We start from the raw sequence: 15643 nt of genomic DNA, 5'->3' as shown, positions 1-15643 counted from the left end.
AACGCCAAGAACTACCGCATCAGCCACGCCTTCCAGCAAGCCTGCGCCGAACTGGGAGCCCGCCAGAAGTTCACCCGCCCACACTGCCCGTGGACCAACGGCAAGGCCGAACGCTTCAACCGCACCCTGGCCACCGAATGGGCCTACCACCGGCCCTACACCAGCAACCAGCACCGCACCCAGGCCCTCGGCCCCTGGCTGAAGCACTACAACACCACGAGACCACACTCAGCCCTCGGCGGCCGGCCACCCATCAGCCGACTGACACCAAGTTCATGACCAAGTACATCTAGTTCACAGAGCTCTCCAGATGGGCGAGCGCGCTGTCCAACAGCGCGGGGGCGTCCATCTCCGGGTCCTTGGCCCAGTCCAGCCACACCGACAGCAGGATGCCGAACACCGCACCTGCGACGGCTCGCACTCGGTCGTCGGGTTGCGGACGGCCGAGCCTGGCGGCGACCAGTTCGGTGAGCGTCTGCTTGGTCCTGGTGATGTTGGCGAGGCTGGCCGCCCACAGCGAGGGGACGCTGAGCACCAGCGCCTGGCGCTCCTGCTTCGCGGTGACGTCTGCGTCGGTCAGGTCGCTGAACACGGCCCGGAAGGCGTTGCGCAGCGCCGGCACCGGGCCGAGTTCCGGCGGCTGAGCCGCACACGCCTCGGCGATGAGGGTGTCGTAGTCATCGAGGGTGACCAGCGCTTCCTTGGTCGGGAAGTAGCGGAACACCGTCCGGTGCGAGACGTCGGCCGCTTGGGCGATCTGCTCGACGGTGGTGGCGTCGTAACCCTGCTCACGGAACAGGCGCAGCGCGTGCCGCTGAATGGCGGCGCGAGTGCCGGCCTTCTTGCGCTCCCGCAGTCCGGGCTGCTCGGAATCTGACATCATGCGAAATCCTTCAGCGGGATGACCGTCCGGTACTTTCCGCCGGCGGATTGCTGCGGCGGCTCCTCAGCGCGTTCCAGGATGACATGGTCCAGCTTGTGGTCGGCGAGCAGGCCGCCGATCCCGTCACGCACCGCCCGCCATACTGTTTCCGGGTCCGCCCCGGGCAAGGGCAGCATCCGTATGCGCAGGCTCGCGGGGCTGGTTTGGACGATCTGGTAGAGCTGTACTCCAGGCGTGCGGTCCACCAGGGTGTTGAGCATCAGCGGCGCGATGACGACCTCGCCCCGTCCGATGGCGAACGTGAGCAGGTTGGCCACGCGTCCCTGTACCCGTATGGCCGGCAGGGGGTTGCCGCACGGACACGGATCAGGCCGTTGTAAGACGCTGTCGCCGAGGTCGTAGCGCAGGATCGGCTGTACTCGGTTGGCCAGATTGGTCACCAGAACGGTGTGGGACGGCCTGCCCGGCGGGGTCGGGGAGTAGTCGGCTTCGACCGGTTCGACCAGGGCCCAGTCGCTGTTGACGTGATACCAACCGTGCCCGCAGCCCTCCGTGAGGAAGGGACACTCGCTGGCGCCGTAGGTGTCGCGTACCTTGGCTTCGAAGGCGCCGGCCATCCGCGCGTAGTCACCGCTGGTCAGCGTCTCGCCGGCGGGTTCGACCACTACTGGCGCGATGCGCAGCCGTCCCGACTCCTGCTCGGCGGCGAGCATGCTGAGGACGCTGCCGTATCCGAGCAGGAGGGCGGGGCGGAACTCGTTGAGCGCCTCGACGAGTTCACCGAGAGGGGTGTGCACGGAGAAGAGGCGGATGGCCTTGCGCTGCAGCCGGTGTGCGCGCATGCGGGCGGCGCCGGCCGAGACCAGGAAGTGGCCGTTCGCCGCGGCCACGATGGCCATCCGTCCGCCGCCTGCCACGATCCGGGTGATATCGGCGAGGCCCAGCCAGGAGCCCATCATCCGGATGCTGAGGGCGTAGTTGACTGCGACGTCCCGATCGTCCTTGACGAAGATCGCGGGGTTTCCTGTGGTGCCTGAGGTGGTGACCAGCAGGTATCGGTCGAGGAACCGTCCACCTACCAGTCGCGGATCCGCGGCGAAGGCGCGCGCCCGTGCCAGCGTCACCTCGCGGTCGGTGGCCCAATCGTCGTAGTGCGCCATCAGCGCCTTCTTGTCGGTGACGGGCAGCGATGCGGAGTCGTCGACGCCGGGGGGCAGGCCGCTGTAGAGATCGCGGTAGTAGGGCGAGCCGGTGCGGGCGTGCTGGACGAGCTCGGCGAGCCGCCGTCGCTGAACTGCCGCCCACTCGTGGCGCCTCCTGGCGCGGCGTGCGTCTTGCAGCAGCCGTGGAACGCTTTCCTTCATGTCGAACATTATGTCACACGAATGCCAAATGTCAGTCTAATGACAGATTTTGACGTGACCTGCGATGTCTCGATTCGGCCCGTGTGCGTGCCGTGCAGGCGGGCTCAGCCGGGCCCGGGCGGTCCTTCCCCTCTGGTGTGCAGACGTCCGTCGGGCTTATAGTCATGTTCATGACTACTCATGTTCATGAGTATTGAGCCGATGGCCCTCAGGCATGCGGTGCTGGCGGCGTTGCTCGACGGCGAGTACAGCGGATACCAGCTCACCAAGATCTTCGACATCGGCGTGTCCAACTTCTGGTACGCCGCCCCGCAGCAGCTCTACGCCGAGCTGACCAAGCTGGAGGCAGGCGGCCTGGTCACGGGGCGGGAGGTGGTCCAGCGGGGTCGGCCCAACAAGCGGTTGTTCAAGGTGACCGACGCCGGGCTCCGCGAGCTGGCCGCCTTCGCCGCCACACCGGCCAAGCCCCTGCTCATCCGCGACGACCTGGCCGTCAAGGTGCACGCCGTCGACCTGCTCGACCCGGCGCCGGTGATCGAGCAACTGCACGACCGAGCCCGGGAGGCCGCCGCCAAGCTGGAGGTGTTCGAGCAGCTCCTGCTGCGCCTGCGCGGCGACCTGGACGAGGAGACGTTCCTGCGCCAGGGCGAGCACGTCGGCCCCTACCTGTCCTGCCTGGCGGGGTGCAGGCTGGAGCGTGAGACCCGAGCCTGGTGCCTGGAGACGGCGCGGACGCTCGGCGAGCGCATGGCGCGCGCAGGAAGGGACATCTCATGACCGTCTACACGCGTTACGTCGCGCTCGGAGACAGCCAGACGGAGGGGCTCGGTGACGGCGACGACGTCAACGGTCACCGCGGCTGGGCCGACCGACTCGCCGAGCACCTGGCCCGCGCCAACCCCGATCTCCTGTACGCCAACCTCGCGGTCCGCGGCCGGCTCGCGGGCCAGATCCGCTCCGAGCAACTGGCCCCCGCGCTGGCGATGCGTCCCGACCTGGCCACGGTCATGGCGGGCATGAACGACCTCATTCGCCCCGGGTGCGAGCCCGCCGCCGTGGCGGAGGTGCTGGAGGAGATGTACGCCGCCCTCACCAAGTCGGGCGCACACGTTGTTACCGTGACTTTTCCGGATATCGGGAAGATCGCCCCGATTGCCCGGCCGCTCCGGCCCAAGGTGCTCCACCTCAACGCCCGCATCCGCGCCGCCGCCGCCCGCCACGGGGTCACGGTGGTGGACACGTTCACGATGGGGTTCGTCACCGACGCCCGCATGTGGGGCACGGACCGGCTGCACGCCAGCCCGGCCGGCCACGCCCGCATCGCCGCCGCCCTGGCCCACTCCCTCGGCCTGCCGGGCAGCGACGACACGTGGATGCTGCCCTTCCCGCCGTCGCCCCCGGCGCCCGCGTGGCGGGTGGCGGCGGCCGAGGTGCGCTGGCTCGCCACGTTCGCGGGCCCGTGGATCGGCCGCCGCATCCGCGGCCGCTCCTCGGGCGACGGCCGCACGGCCAAGCGGCCGGAGCTCACGCCCTGGGCCGAGCCGGCCGCGGGCCGTGAGGGAACTCCTGGTACGCGATCTCGCTCCTGATCCCCGGTCGCCTCGGTGAGCTTCTTCCGCCCGCGCCTTTCGGCGTGTCAACTCCTGGCCACCAGGTCCCGGTCCCCGGCCGGGAACGCCGCGCATCGCCTTGGACAGGCGGTCAGGCGCGGCCCTTGAGCATGCCGTGCCAGTACATCGCGGGCAGGCCGTACCGCTTCAGCAGCCACATGTCCCTGCGCTCCTTGAGGGTGTCGATCAGCGGGAACGACGGCGTCGGCCGGAGGTCGTAGTCGAACTCCGCGAGCAGCATCTTGTCGCGCGCCGTCACCAGCGGGCAGGAGGTGTACCCGTCGTACCGCGCGGTGGGCGTGCGGCCCTTCGCCGTGGCGAGCAGGTTCTCGACGACCACCGGCGCCTGTTTGCGCACGGCGGCGCCGGTCTTGGACGTCGGCAGGTTGGCGACGTCGCCGAGCGCGAAGACGTTGGGGTAGCGCGGGTGGGCGAGCGTGTGCTTGTCGACGTGGACGTAGCCGAACGGGCTGGCCGCGTCCGCGAGGGGCGACGTCTTGACCCAGTCCGGGGAGCTCTGCGGCGGCACGGAGTGCAGCAGGTCGTAGCCGAGCGTCTGCTTCCCGCCGCCGCTCGTGATCGTCACCTCGCGGCGATCCGGGTCGACGCCCGCGAGCTCCGAGCCCAGCCGGACCTCGATGCCGTAACGCGCGGCGACGCCGGTCAGCACCCTCGCCCAGTCGGGCGCCTTGAAGATGACCTGGTCAGGGATGACCTGCACGATCCTGATGCGGTCGAGACGTCCCTGCTTCCGCCAGTGGTCGGCCGCCAGGTAGGCGATCTTCTGCGGTGCGCCGCCGCACTTGAACGGGCCGGAGGGCTGGGTGAACACGGCGGTGCCGGAGCGCAGGCCGCGGATGAAGTCCCAGGTGCGCGGCGCGAGTTCGGGCGAGTAGTTGCTGGACACTCCGTCACGCCCCAGCGTTCCCGCCAGGCCGGGCACGGCCTGCCAGTCGAGCTGGATCCCGGCGGCCATGACGAGGAAGTCGTAGCCGATCTCCGTGCCGTTCCCGGTGGTGACCGTCTGGACGTCGGGATCGACGGAGACGGCGGCGTCCTTGATCCAGCGGACGCCGCCGGGAATGACGGCGGCCTCCGGCCTCCGGGTGCCGCCGATCTCGGCCTGGCCCCCGCCGACCAACGTCCACAACGGCTGGTACCAGTGGACGTCGGACGGGTCGAGCAGGGCGATGTCCGTGACGCCGGCCCGGCGCAGGCGGGCGGCGACGGTGATGCCGGCGGTCCCCCCGCCGACGATGAGCACGCGATGCCGTTTCGAGGCGGATCCGGGCGTGATGGACATGGTTGAGCTCCTGAGATTCGGCGGCGACGGCTGTCGCACGCGAGAGGGGAAAGACGCCGGGGGCTGCCGGGACCGCGAGGGGCCCGCGCCCCCGGCTCGGCCAGTCGGATGCCGGGACGCGCGAGGGGTCCCGCCCCCGGCTCCGCCGGCCGGATGCCGGGACGCGCGAGGGGTCCGCGCTCCCGGCTCCGCCGGCCGTATGGTGACCTACGCCCCGGCGGCGGCGAAGGCGCGCTGCCAGGCGTCGTAGCCACCGATCAGGTCGGCCACCCGCTCTCGCCCCTCGTGCTCCAGCAGGCCGGCCGCGATGGCGGAGCGGGCGCCGCCCGCGCAGTAGACGACGACGGGACGGTCGGCCGGCACCTCGGAGAGCCGCCCGGCGAGCTGCGCGAGCGGGATGTTCACCGATCCCTCGATGGCGCCCCCGGCGACCTCTCCCTCGTTGCGCACGTCCACGAGCAGCGGCGGCTCCGCCCCCGCGAGCGCCTCGCGCAGGTCGAGCGCGGTGAGCCGCGTCGAGTGAGCCACCTCGCCTGGCGCGGCGAGGAAGGCGGCCTCGGGCTCGCGCAGGTATCCGGTGACCGTGTCGAAGCCGATCCTCCCGAGGCGGGTCACCACCTCCTCCTCCCGGTCCTGCGGGGCGATGACGACGATCTCGCTGCCCGGCCTGACCACCATGCCGACCCGTTCGGCGAACCGTCCGTCGGCCGGGACGCCGATCGAGCCGCGCAGGTGGGCGAGGGCGAAGTCCTGGGAGTCGCGGGCGTCGACGACGACGGCGCCGGCCGCCCGCGCGGCCAGGAACTCCTCGGGTGACAGCGGCCGGACGTGCGCGGCCACGTCGAGGAGTTCGTGGTTCTTCCTGTTCAGCACGGCGTCGTAGACGAAGTAGCCGGGCGCGGGCGGCTGGCCCTCCGTGACGATGGCCAGGAACTCGTCCTCGCTCATGGGCGCGCACGCGTAGTTGGTCAGCCGCTGCATGCCGATGGTGGACTGCCGCTCCGTCGAGAGGTTCTTGCCGCAGGCCGAGCCGGCGCCGTGCGCCGGGAACACCCGCACCGCGTCGGGCAGCCCCATCAGCTTGTGCTGGACGCTGTCGTACAGCATGCGGCCGAGCTGGTCGGCCGTCGTGCCGAGCGAGGCGAGCAGGTCCGGCCGCCCCACGTCGCCGATGAACAGCGCGTCTCCGGTGAGCACGCCGTAGGGCACGGTGTCGGAGGCCTGCTCGTACACCAGGACGCTGATCGACTCCGGCGTGTGCCCGGGAGTCTCCATGATCTCCAGGACGACGTCGCCGAGCTCGACGCGCTCGCCGTCGGTGAGCTTGCGGATGGGGTACTCGGCCTCGGCCCTGCGCCCGTAGCCGATCCAGGCGCCCGTGCGGGCGGCCAGTTCGAGGTGTCCGGCGATGAAGTCGGCGTGGAAGTGGGTGTTGATCACGCCCTCGATCCTCAGCCCGTGCGCCTGCGCGTCCGCGATGTACTCGGACACGTCGCGCCTGGGGTCCACCACTACGGCCCGGCCGGTCTCCGGGTCACCGATCATGTACGAGGCCTGCGAGAGGCAGTCCAGGTAGTACTGCGTGAAGAACATGTCGTCCTCCTGCGGTTCGATGGGGTTGTGTCGACTATACCCTGGGGGGTATATGGGTGGGTCGGGGCCCCGGTCCCCGACTCGGGGATCTCCCCGACCCGGTGCCGCCGACCGTCACCGGGCGCGTCTCGTACATGCGCACGGCGACGACCAGCCCGGACAGGCCGGTGAGCGCGGCGACCGTCCAGACCGCGGCGGGAATCCCGTACAGGTCCGCCACGACCCCGGCGAGCAGGGCGCCCGCGGCGAATCCGCCGTCACGCCACAGCCGGTACACCCCGACCGCCCTGGCCCGCCAGGCCGGATGGGCGACGTCGCCGACCGCGGCGAGCAGGGTCGGGTAGACCATGGCCGTGCCGAGGCCGAGCAGGGCCACGGCCGCCGCCCACACGGAGAGCGACGCGCCCACGGCCACCAGGGCGAGGGCGACGGCCTGCGTCGCCATCCCGCCGACGATCAGCCACTTGCGGCCGATCCGGTCCGACAGCGCGCCGGTGGCCAGTTGCCCGAAGCCCCAGACCGCCGGATAGAGGGCGGCGAGCAGCCCGATCCCTGCGGTCGAGAGCCCGTGGGCGGCGAAGAGGATCGGAAACAGCCCCCAGGCCAGACCGTCGTTCAGGTTGTTCACCATGCCCGCCTGGGAGGCGGCGGACAGCGCCGGCTCCCTGAAGCTGGTCAACGTCAGGATCCGGCGGGTGCTCAGCGGGCTCACCGCCGTCCCCGCCTCGTGGTGGGCGTGCCCCCGGGTCTCCCGTACGGCGAGCGTCGACAGGCCGAGCCCCAGGGCGGCGTAGGCGGCGCCCAGCAGGAACGGCGTCGGGCGCAGGCCGTACTCTCCGGCGAGATGCCCGGTGGCCATCGCCGTGACCGCGACCGCGACGTACCCGGCGGCCTCGTTGAGCCCCATGGCGAGGCCGCGGCGGCCGGGACCGACCAGGTCGATCTTCATGACGACGGTGGTGGACCAGGTCAGGCCCTGGTTCACCCCCAGCAGCACATTGGCGGCGATCACCCAGCCCCAGCTCGGTGCCCAGATGAGCAGCAGCGGCACGGGCAGGCCGATCAGCCACCCCGCGACCAGCACGGGCTTCCTGCCGTACCGGTCGGACAGGGTCCCGGCGAGGAAGTTCGTGATCGCCTTGACCGTGCCGAAGGCGAGGATGAACGTGAGCACGCCGATGTAGGCGTTCAGGTGGAAGGTCTGCCCGGCGAGCAGCGGCAGCACCGTCCGCTCCTGGCCGAGCATCCCGCCGACCAGCGCGTTGACGGCGACGAGCAGGGTGAACTGGGCGAGGTTGGCCCGCAGCCCCAGGCTCGGCGGGCGGACGGCGCCCATGCCGCCCGCCGCGGGAACCGGCCCGGCGCGCCGGGGTGGTCTCCGTGCCATGTCAGCGCCGGGCGGGCTGCCCGGCCACGTGGCGGCGGATCTCGGCCATGTCGAGCGCCCGGACCTGCGCGATGAGGTCGTCGAGCACGGGTTCCGGCAGCGCCCCGGGCTGGACGGCGACGATGACGCCGTCGCGGATCGCCATCAGGGTCGGGATGGAGGTGATGCGGAACGCGTTCGCCAGTTCCTGCTCCGCCTCCGTGTCGACCTTGCCGAAGACGATGTCGGGATGGCGCGCGGCCGCCGCCTCGAAGATCGGGGCGAACCGGCGGCACGGGCCGCACCAGGCCGCCCAGAAGTCCACCAGCACGATGCCCTCCGCGGCGACCGTCGCGCTCCAGTTGTCCCTGGTCAGTTCGGTGACCATGTCCCTTCCTCTCTCTTGACCCGCGGGGCGTCAGCCGCGGTTGGCCTCGGGGACGGGCACCGCCCGGTCCCCCCGCCCCTTCCTGAGGAGCAGGTACGTGACGGCCGCCAGGACCAGCGCGCCGCCGGCGAGCAGCGCCGCGACGCCCCACATGGTGTGGAACAGCGCTGACGGCGCCTGCTGGACGAGCACGAAGCCGCCCATCACGAGAACGAACCAGCCGAAGCCCTTGCGCAGGCGGTCCGCCTGGATCCGCCCGGCGAGTTGCCCTCCCACCAGCCCGCCGACGACCGCGGCCGCGGTGACGGGGAGCGCGATCGTCCAGTCGATGGGGACGGTCTGCAGGTATCCGGCGAGCCCGGCGAGCGACTTCAACGCGATCACCACCAGCGAGGTGCCGACGGCCATGCTCATGGGCATTCCGCCGAGCAGCACGAGCGCCGGGACGACGAGGAAGCCGCCGCCCGCCCCGACCAGGCCGGTGACCAGTCCGACGACGACGCCCTCGGCCAGCACGTGCGCGATGGGCAGGTCCTTGCGCGCCGGCGCCTGCTCGGGCGTCCTGCGGCCGCGGATCATCGCGGTCGCGGTGGCCAGCATCATCAGCGCGAACGCGGCCAGCAGCACCGCGGGCGGCAGGTGCGGCCCGATGAGGCCGCCACCGTACGCGCCCGCCATGCCCGCCGCGCCGAAGATCAGGCCGGTCTTCCACCGGATCCGCCCGGCGCGGGCGTGCCCGACGGCGCTGACGGCGCTGGTCACGGCCACGACGAACAGGGACATCGCGATGGCCGCCTTGGCCGGCACACCCGCGAGGTAGACGAGCAGCGGCACGGTCAGGATCGACCCTCCGCCGCCGAACAGGCCGAGCGTCAGGCCGACCACCACGGCGCCGGCAAGGGTCAGGGCGAGCATGGGATTCCTTCCCTTCATACCCTAGGGGGTATATAGGAGACAGTCTGCCCCGCCGTACGGCGGGGCCGGAGGTCAGGCCCTGGAGCGCGCGGGCTTGCGGATGCAGGCCATGGCTTCGTCGACGTCGACCCTTCCGCGGTTGTACGGCAGCCTGGAGAGCAGCATCCCCATGGCGCAGGTGTCGGTCAGCGCGGCGAAGGTCAGCCCCGCGCCGACGAAGGCGCCCACGAAGCGCGCGCCGGGCAGCCACAGGTCCGCCACGATCGACGTGAGCACGATGCCTCCGGCCACGAGGCGGACCTGACGCTCCAGGCTCCACTTCTGACGGCCGCGCACGACCGGCGCCCCCGAGGCGATCCAGGCGTTCATGCCGCCGGAGAGCACGACGGTGTCGGGCAGCCCGGCTTCGCACAGTTTGTTCTGCGCCTGGGTGGCCCGGCCGCCCGACTGGCAGATCAGCAGCATCCTGCCGCCGGCGTCCGCGACGATCTGCCGCAGGTGGGCGTCCACCTGGTCGAGCGGCAGGTTGACCGCACCCTGGATGTGCGCGGTCTCGAACTCGGCCACGGTCCGCACGTCGACGACGAGCACGTCCGGGTTGGACGCGATCAGGGCGCGCGCGCTGGCGGGGTCGATGGTCTGGGATGGGCGGTCCATGCTCATGGGTCTCTTCTCTTTCTCAGCGTCTCGCGGCGGTGCCCGCGAGGGGTCATGGCGCGGCCGGTCAGGCCGCGTGGCGGGCGGCCTTCGCCGCGACGACGTCGGGGACGCCGGCGCGGTCCAGCACCACCGCCCGGTAGCCCTCGCGGGCGAGCAGGGTCGCGGCGATCGACGCGCGGCGGCCGGAGCCGCACGCCACGAGCACCGGGCGGTCCCTGTCGAGCTCGGCGGGGACGCCCTCGGCGACCAGGTCGGGGAGGAAGCGCTCCACGGCTCCCTCCAGGCGTGCGGCGGCGCGCTCGTTCGGCATCCGCACGTCGAGCACCTGGGCGTCCGGCCGCTCCGTCAGCGCGACGAAGGCCGCGAGGTCCACCAGCTCGAACCGGCCGGTCGCGGCCGTGCCGACATCGCTGCCGACATCGCTGCCGAGGTCGCTGCCGAGGTCGCGCACGACGCCCCGCACGCTGTCGATCCCGATCTGGGCGAGCTGCGTGACCGCCTCGGCGACGTCCTGGCCGGGCTCCGCGACCAGGACCAGCGGCGACCCGTACGGCAGCAGCCACCCGGCCCAGCTCCCGAAGTCGGTGCCCTCCTCGATGCCGACGGAGCCGGGCAGGAAGCCCTCCGCCTGCGCCTTCCTCGGGCGGATGTCGACCACGTGGGCGTCGCCGGGCACGTCGGCGACCGCCAGCTCGGGAACCTCGATCGCGGGCATCGGCGGCACCCCGAGGGTGTTGGCCGGGCCCATGTACGCGTAGAAGGCCGGGATCGGCATGGGCGCGGCGAGCAGTTCGTCGGCCAGCCGGTCGGCGTCGTCGATGGCCAGCAGCGGGTTCGTGCTGATCTCGTCGCCGATGGTGGAGGTGTAGCGGCCCGCGCCGCTCGCGGTGCAGAACGACCCCTCGCCGTGCGTCGGGAGGAGCTCGACCTGCGGCGGCAGCGCCGCGAGCCTGCGCAGCGAGCCGTGCTGGAGCCTGGCCAGGGTGCGTGCCCTGGCCGTTCCCAGCAGGTCGGGACGGCCGGCCGAGGCCACCAGGAGGCTGCCGCCGGAGAAGACCGCGGTCGGCTCGCCGTCGATCAGCACGAGGTAGCTGGTGTGCTCCGGCGTGTGGCCGGGCGTGTGGATCGGGCGGATGACGAGCCCGTCCTCCCCGCCGATCTCCTCCAGGTGGAAGGCCGGCGTGTGGCGGTAGGCCGGGGCTGCGGCGGCGGGCAGGACCAGCTCGGCGCCGGTGCGCAGAGCGGCCTGCTCCCCGCCGGAGACGTAGTCGTTGTGCAGGTGGGTCTCCAGCACGAAGCGGAGCTCCACGTCGCGGTCGGCGGCGGCCCGCAGGAACCGGTCGATGTCGCGCTGCGGGTCGACGAGCACCCCCTTGCCCTCGTGCGTGAGCAGGTAGGTCTGGTCGCCGAGGCCGGGAGTGCGGAAGGACGTGATCTCCACGGTTACCTCACTTTCACGGAGAAGATACCCCAGGGGGTATAGTGGTGGCAAAAAGCGGCAGGCGAGCGCCGCCGGATTCGGGAAGGGTCAGGGAGAAGGGCGTGCGGGACGGGCTGCTGGACCACGGTCAGGCCGCACCCGCGACCACCTGGCCTCCTGCGCGCACCCACCCCTTGGTGCCGCCGGCCACCGAGTACGCCTCGATCCCGGCTCGGCGCAGGAGCGCAGCTCCCGCGCGGCTCCGGTTCCCCGAGGCGCAGATCACATAGACGGCGCCGCCGCGCGGCACCTCCGAGATCCGCCCGAGCAGACGGCCCAGCGGGATCGGCAGCGCGTCCGGCACATGGCCCGCGGAGAACTCGTCCGGTTCGCGGACATCGACCACCGTCGCGCCGTCGCGGTACGCCTCGGCGAAGCGGGCGAGATCGACTTCCGGGCTCATACGGTTTCCCAACGTGTTGGTTACCCCAGGGGGTATACAGAGGTTACAGTGAGTCACGCGAGGGCGAGGAACAGCTTCTCCATCTCGGCGGCGCTCATGGGCGGCTCCTCGCCGCGCTCCTGCGCCGCCTGGCAGTACCGCAAGCCGCTCGCCACGAGCGTGAAGCCGGCCCGGTCGAGCGCCTTGGAGACCGCCGCGAGCTGGGTGAGCACCTTCGCGCAGTCCTCCCCCGACTCGATCATCGCGATCACGCCGGCGAGCTGGCCCTGCGCACGCCGCAGGCGGGTCACCGCGCCGCCGACGTTCGCCTCGTTCATTCGCATGCCTTCAACATACCCCGGGGGGTACCGTGACTGCAAACGGACCGGGTCAGGCGGCGTCGTAGACGAGGAGCCCGCCGTCGACAAGGCGCGCGCCCGCGGTGGGCCGGTGTTCGCTGAGCCGCCCGTCATGGGCCAGGTGCAGGACGGGAACCCGGTGGACCAGCACGGCGTAGTCGGCGATGATCCGCCGATGACAGCGCCACCAGACCGCCTCGCTGCACATGATCGCGGTATGGGAGGCCGCCGCCTGGTCCAGGAGCTCCTTGAGGGCCGCGTGGAACTCCGGCCCGCGGCTGTAGCCGGCGTACCCCCGGAAGGAGTCGTTGCGCCAGAACGTGTCGGGCGAGTCCGGAGGCGGCCTGCGGAACCCGCCGAGCCGCCTCTCCCACCGGTAGCCGATCCCCTCCCCCGGCAGCCACGCGGAGAGCTCGTGCCTGCCCACGTGGGGGACGCGCCGGCTCCCCGGCGCCGTGCGGACGTCCACGACGGCCTCCGCGTCCACGCCGTGCAGGAGGGCGGCGATCAGGTCCTGGGAGGCGGTGCCGTGGCCGAAGGTGAACAGCGGAGGCGCCTGGACGCGACCGGCGGACGACGGACCCAGGTCGGCGGTGGCCACCGGCGGCCCCTACCCGGCGGCCCGAGCGCCAATCGCCTGACCAGGACGCCACCGCGGGTCACCCCGCTGCCGCGAGCGGTGCAAGCGGGGGGCAATCCCGGCGCAAGGCGCGGGGACTAGCGTCGCGGCGTGTCCACTCCACTGGTTCTCGGCGGCGCCGCCCTCGCGGCGGCCGCGACGCTGACGCTCGCCCCCGCCGTCCCCGCCTCCGCCGCCGCCCCTGCCTCCGCCCGGGTCGCCTCCGCGCCTCGGGACGTGGCGGACAAGCTGTTCGACGCCTGGCTGGCCCGCGACCGCACGGCCGCGGCGAGGGCGGCCACCCCCGCCGCCGTCAACGCGATCTTCGGCTACGTCTACCGGGCGCCCGACCGCTTCGGCGGCTGCTCGGGCGCCGTGTGCAGGTACGTCCACACCAGCGTGCGCGTGCCCGGCGGGCTCGACGGCATCGCCATGGTCGTGACCGGCTCGAAGGTCACCAAGGTCTACCTGTCGCGGCACCTCGTCAAGCCGTCCGCCGCGGCCGGGCACCTCTTCGCCGCCTGGAAGCGGAACGACAGGTACGCCGCACTGGAGGTCGGCAGCACGGCCGCGGTGAACACGCTGTTCCGGGTGAAGTACGACCCCCGCGGCGTCACCCACCACTTCCAGGGCTGCGGCAAGGAGCCCAAGGGGTACTCGTGCGCCTGGTCCTACGAGGGCGGGGCGATGCTGATGCACGTTGTCCGCGGCTCCGCGTCCGCCGGCTTCGAGGTCGGCTCGATCACCTACCTCGCCGACTGAGCGTCGCCGATCAGGTGTGAACGCGCCGGCCCGTGGTAGCCGACCCTCGAGGACGACGACACGGGAGGCGGCATGGCCCAGGCACTCCTGACCGACGAGGAGATCGACACCGCGCTGGTGGCGCTGGAAGGCTGGCGGCGCGACGGGAACGCCCTGGTCAAGGACGTACCGGTGCCGCCCGACAGCCACGACTGGCTGAGCAGGGCGGTGATGAACGAGGCCGAGGTGCTCGACCACCACCCCGACATCGAACGCGGCGAGCACGGCATCCGCTTCCGGCTGTCCACCCACAGCGCGGGCGGGGTGACCGCGCGGGACGTCGAGCTGGCCGCCCGCATCGACCAGGTGCTCGACGGCGGCGCCCGCGACCGCGGCTGAGCCGGGCGACCCGCCTTCCTGGGCGGGTGACCCCCTCCCGGATGACGGTGGCCCCTGCGCGTGCCCGAAGCTGGGATCCGACGATCACCCCAGCCAGAAGGACGTCATGGACAACCACCTCTCCGCCTCCGCCGGCGGGCGCGCCCGGGCGCGCTCGCTGGGCGTCGTCGTCGGCGCGCTGCCGACCGGCCCCCTGAACGCGATCACCGACGTCGAAGGGGTCCTGGTGGGTCACACCACCCTGGACGACGGCGCCGACCTCCACACCGGCGTCACCGCCGTCGTCCCCCGGCGGCTCGCGACCGCGCCCGCCGGGCTGCCCGCCGCCGTCCACACCGGCAACGGGTTCGGCAAGCTGGTCGGCTCCACGCAGATCGACGAGCTGGGCGTGCTGCAGTCGCCGATCGTCCTGACGGCCACGTTGTCGGTGTTCCGCGCGGCCGACGCGCTGCTGACGTACCTGATGGAGCTGCATCCGGACGGGCTGTCGTTCAACCCGCTCGTGGGGGAGACCAACGACGGCTTCCTGTCCGACATCCGGCGCCGTCCCGTCACCGAGCGGCACGTCCTCGACGCGCTGCGCGGGGCGTCAGGCGGCCTGCCCGCCGAGGGCTGCGTGGGGGCGGGCACCGGCACGACGGCCCTCGGGTTCAAGGCCGGCATCGGCACCTCGTCCAGGCGGGTGGCGCTGGACGGCGGCCCGGTGACGGTCGGGGCGCTGGTGCAGGCGAACTTCAGCGGCGTGCTCACCGTGCGTGGCGTGCCGATGCCGGTGGAGGAGCTCCTGCCCGGGGTGCGGCACGAGGAGCCCCCCGGCAACTCCTGCATGATCGTGGTCGCCACCGACGCGCCGCTCGACGCGCGCCGGCTCGGCCGCCTCGCCCGCCGGGCGATCTTCGCGATGGGACGGGTCGGGGCGGCGTACTCGCACGGGAGCGGCGACTACGCGATCGCCTTCAGCACCGCGCCGGCGCACCTCCCGCCCCTGCCCGACGACGCGCTGAACCCCGTCTTCGCCGCCGTGCTGGACTCCGTCGAGGAGGCGCTGCTCAACTCCGTCTTCATGGCCACGACCACGACGGGCGTCGGGGGCCGTACGAGCTACGGGGTGCCGTACGACCGGCTGCAGGGAGCGGGCGCGCGTCCCTGACCCGGTTGTGCGCCAGGCCGTGGGCGGTCTTCGTTGACGAGATCTTTCCCGTTGCCGGGGCCGCCACGGCCCCGGGCTTAGCCGGGTGTTACGCGCGCGCTTCTAAGGTGGCGTCCGAGCGTTCTCGGGAGTGTCGAATGTCACAGAGGAAGGTCAAGCGCAGGCGCGCCGAACTGCGGCGCGAGGAGGCCAGGCGGCGGGAGCAGGCCAGACGGCGGGCACGCCGGGCCCTGTGGGTCGCCGCCGGAGTGGTGACGACGGCGGCCGTCGTGACGGCGGCGCTGGTGCTCGTGTCGCTGCGTTCGCCGGGCACCGCCTCGGCGCCGGTCACGAACACCTCGCGGCCCAGCCCCGCCCCCGGCGGCTCGCCGCCCACGACGTCACCCTCCCCGGTGCGAACCGGCGGGTAGGGCCGCGCGATGTTTTACGGG

19 protein-coding genes are annotated in these 15643 nt (G+C 72.3%); 7 read left to right on the top strand and 12 right to left on the bottom strand.

Annotated features, from left to right (window positions below):
• Window positions 1-279, top strand: a 279-nt coding sequence (locus tag BMX74_RS16335; RefSeq protein ID WP_143078679.1) for an integrase core domain-containing protein, incomplete at its 5' end; no start/stop codon positions are given.
• A 10-nt stretch (window positions 280-289) separates the two neighbouring features.
• On the opposite strand, the gene BMX74_RS16330 is transcribed toward BMX74_RS16335, so the two are convergent.
• Together BMX74_RS16330 and BMX74_RS16325 are read right to left on the bottom strand one after the other, a co-directional pair.
• A complete protein-coding gene (locus tag BMX74_RS16330; protein WP_055503350.1) occupies window positions 290-883 on the bottom strand; it encodes a TetR/AcrR family transcriptional regulator in 594 nt (197 codons plus the stop codon).
• The gene (locus BMX74_RS16325) at window positions 880-2247 is read right to left on the bottom strand and encodes a phenylacetate--CoA ligase family protein (RefSeq protein ID WP_091101234.1); all 1368 of its coding nucleotides are present in this window, start codon (window positions 2245-2247) and stop codon (window positions 880-882) included. The genes BMX74_RS16330 and BMX74_RS16325 overlap by 4 nt, the downstream gene beginning before the upstream one ends.
• Before the next feature lie 201 nt (window positions 2248-2448).
• On the opposite strand from BMX74_RS16325, the gene BMX74_RS16320 reads away from it, so the two are divergent.
• Both BMX74_RS16320 and BMX74_RS16315 read left to right on the top strand, forming a co-directional pair.
• Window positions 2449-3024 (top strand): PadR family transcriptional regulator, encoded by a 576-nt coding sequence (locus BMX74_RS16320; protein ID WP_055503351.1) that lies wholly within the window; start codon window positions 2449-2451, stop codon window positions 3022-3024.
• Complete coding sequence (locus BMX74_RS16315; protein WP_091101175.1) at window positions 3021-3836, top strand: SGNH/GDSL hydrolase family protein; 816 nt, start codon at window positions 3021-3023, stop codon at window positions 3834-3836. Before BMX74_RS16320 ends, BMX74_RS16315 begins: the two co-directional genes overlap by 4 nt.
• 112 nt (window positions 3837-3948) lie before the next feature.
• On the opposite strand, the gene BMX74_RS16310 is transcribed toward BMX74_RS16315, so the two are convergent.
• From BMX74_RS16310 to BMX74_RS16265, 10 genes are all read right to left on the bottom strand, one after another.
• Window positions 3949-5160: an NAD(P)/FAD-dependent oxidoreductase gene (locus tag BMX74_RS16310; protein WP_091101172.1), complete on the bottom strand. Its 1212-nt coding sequence runs from the start codon at window positions 5158-5160 to the stop codon at window positions 3949-3951.
• 207 nt (window positions 5161-5367) lie between these two features.
• Window positions 5368-6753, bottom strand: coding sequence for an MBL fold metallo-hydrolase (locus tag BMX74_RS16305; RefSeq protein ID WP_091101170.1), 1386 nt, complete (start codon window positions 6751-6753; stop codon window positions 5368-5370).
• A 34-nt stretch (window positions 6754-6787) separates the two neighbouring features.
• A complete protein-coding gene (locus BMX74_RS16300; RefSeq protein WP_256256974.1) occupies window positions 6788-8140 on the bottom strand; it encodes an MFS transporter in 1353 nt (450 codons plus the stop codon).
• A 1-nt stretch (window position 8141) separates the two neighbouring features.
• On the bottom strand, window positions 8142-8507 hold the full coding sequence (trxA, locus tag BMX74_RS16295) for a thioredoxin (protein ID WP_055503355.1): 366 nt from the start codon (window positions 8505-8507) through the stop codon (window positions 8142-8144).
• 30 nt (window positions 8508-8537) lie between these two features.
• Entirely contained in the window at window positions 8538-9422 is an 885-nt protein-coding gene (locus BMX74_RS16290) for a sulfite exporter TauE/SafE family protein (protein ID WP_055503356.1), read from the bottom strand.
• A 72-nt stretch (window positions 9423-9494) separates the two neighbouring features.
• Window positions 9495-10085 carry a rhodanese-like domain-containing protein gene (locus BMX74_RS16285; RefSeq protein WP_055503357.1) on the bottom strand — a complete coding sequence of 197 codons (591 nt, stop codon included), beginning with the start codon at window positions 10083-10085 and terminating at the stop codon, window positions 9495-9497.
• Window positions 10086-10146: 61 nt separating this feature from the next.
• Window positions 10147-11523 (bottom strand): MBL fold metallo-hydrolase, encoded by a 1377-nt coding sequence (locus BMX74_RS16280; RefSeq protein WP_091101166.1) that lies wholly within the window; start codon window positions 11521-11523, stop codon window positions 10147-10149.
• Window positions 11524-11650: 127 nt separating this feature from the next.
• Window positions 11651-11965: a rhodanese-like domain-containing protein gene (locus tag BMX74_RS16275; RefSeq protein WP_055503359.1), complete on the bottom strand. Its 315-nt coding sequence runs from the start codon at window positions 11963-11965 to the stop codon at window positions 11651-11653.
• A gap of 53 nt (window positions 11966-12018) precedes the next feature.
• Window positions 12019-12288: a metal-sensitive transcriptional regulator gene (locus BMX74_RS16270; RefSeq protein ID WP_055503360.1), complete on the bottom strand. Its 270-nt coding sequence runs from the start codon at window positions 12286-12288 to the stop codon at window positions 12019-12021.
• A gap of 46 nt (window positions 12289-12334) precedes the next feature.
• Window positions 12335-12904, bottom strand: a complete 570-nt coding sequence (locus BMX74_RS16265; RefSeq protein WP_218153968.1) for a DUF488 domain-containing protein — start codon at window positions 12902-12904, stop codon at window positions 12335-12337.
• A gap of 129 nt (window positions 12905-13033) precedes the next feature.
• Between BMX74_RS16265 and BMX74_RS16260 the strand changes: the two genes are divergently transcribed.
• The 4 genes from BMX74_RS16260 (at window position 13034) to BMX74_RS16245 (ending at window position 15622) form a co-directional block, all read left to right on the top strand.
• Window positions 13034-13684 (top strand): hypothetical protein, encoded by a 651-nt coding sequence (locus tag BMX74_RS16260; protein ID WP_091101163.1) that lies wholly within the window; start codon window positions 13034-13036, stop codon window positions 13682-13684.
• 72 nt (window positions 13685-13756) lie between these two features.
• Window positions 13757-14062 carry a 4a-hydroxytetrahydrobiopterin dehydratase gene (locus tag BMX74_RS16255; protein WP_091101162.1) on the top strand — a complete coding sequence of 102 codons (306 nt, stop codon included), beginning with the start codon at window positions 13757-13759 and terminating at the stop codon, window positions 14060-14062.
• Between the two features lie 106 nt (window positions 14063-14168).
• Window positions 14169-15212, top strand: coding sequence for a P1 family peptidase (locus BMX74_RS16250; RefSeq protein WP_091101159.1), 1044 nt, complete (start codon window positions 14169-14171; stop codon window positions 15210-15212).
• A 137-nt stretch (window positions 15213-15349) separates the two neighbouring features.
• Complete coding sequence (locus BMX74_RS16245; protein WP_055503363.1) at window positions 15350-15622, top strand: hypothetical protein; 273 nt, start codon at window positions 15350-15352, stop codon at window positions 15620-15622.
• Window positions 15623-15643 lie beyond the last annotated feature (21 nt).

The organism is Nonomuraea pusilla (assembly GCF_900109355.1).
Taxonomy (GTDB): Bacteria; Actinomycetota; Actinomycetes; order Streptosporangiales; family Streptosporangiaceae; genus Nonomuraea; species Nonomuraea pusilla.
The sequence above is the reverse complement of the archived record's forward strand: the minus strand, read 5'-3'. Positions and strand labels throughout refer to the sequence as shown.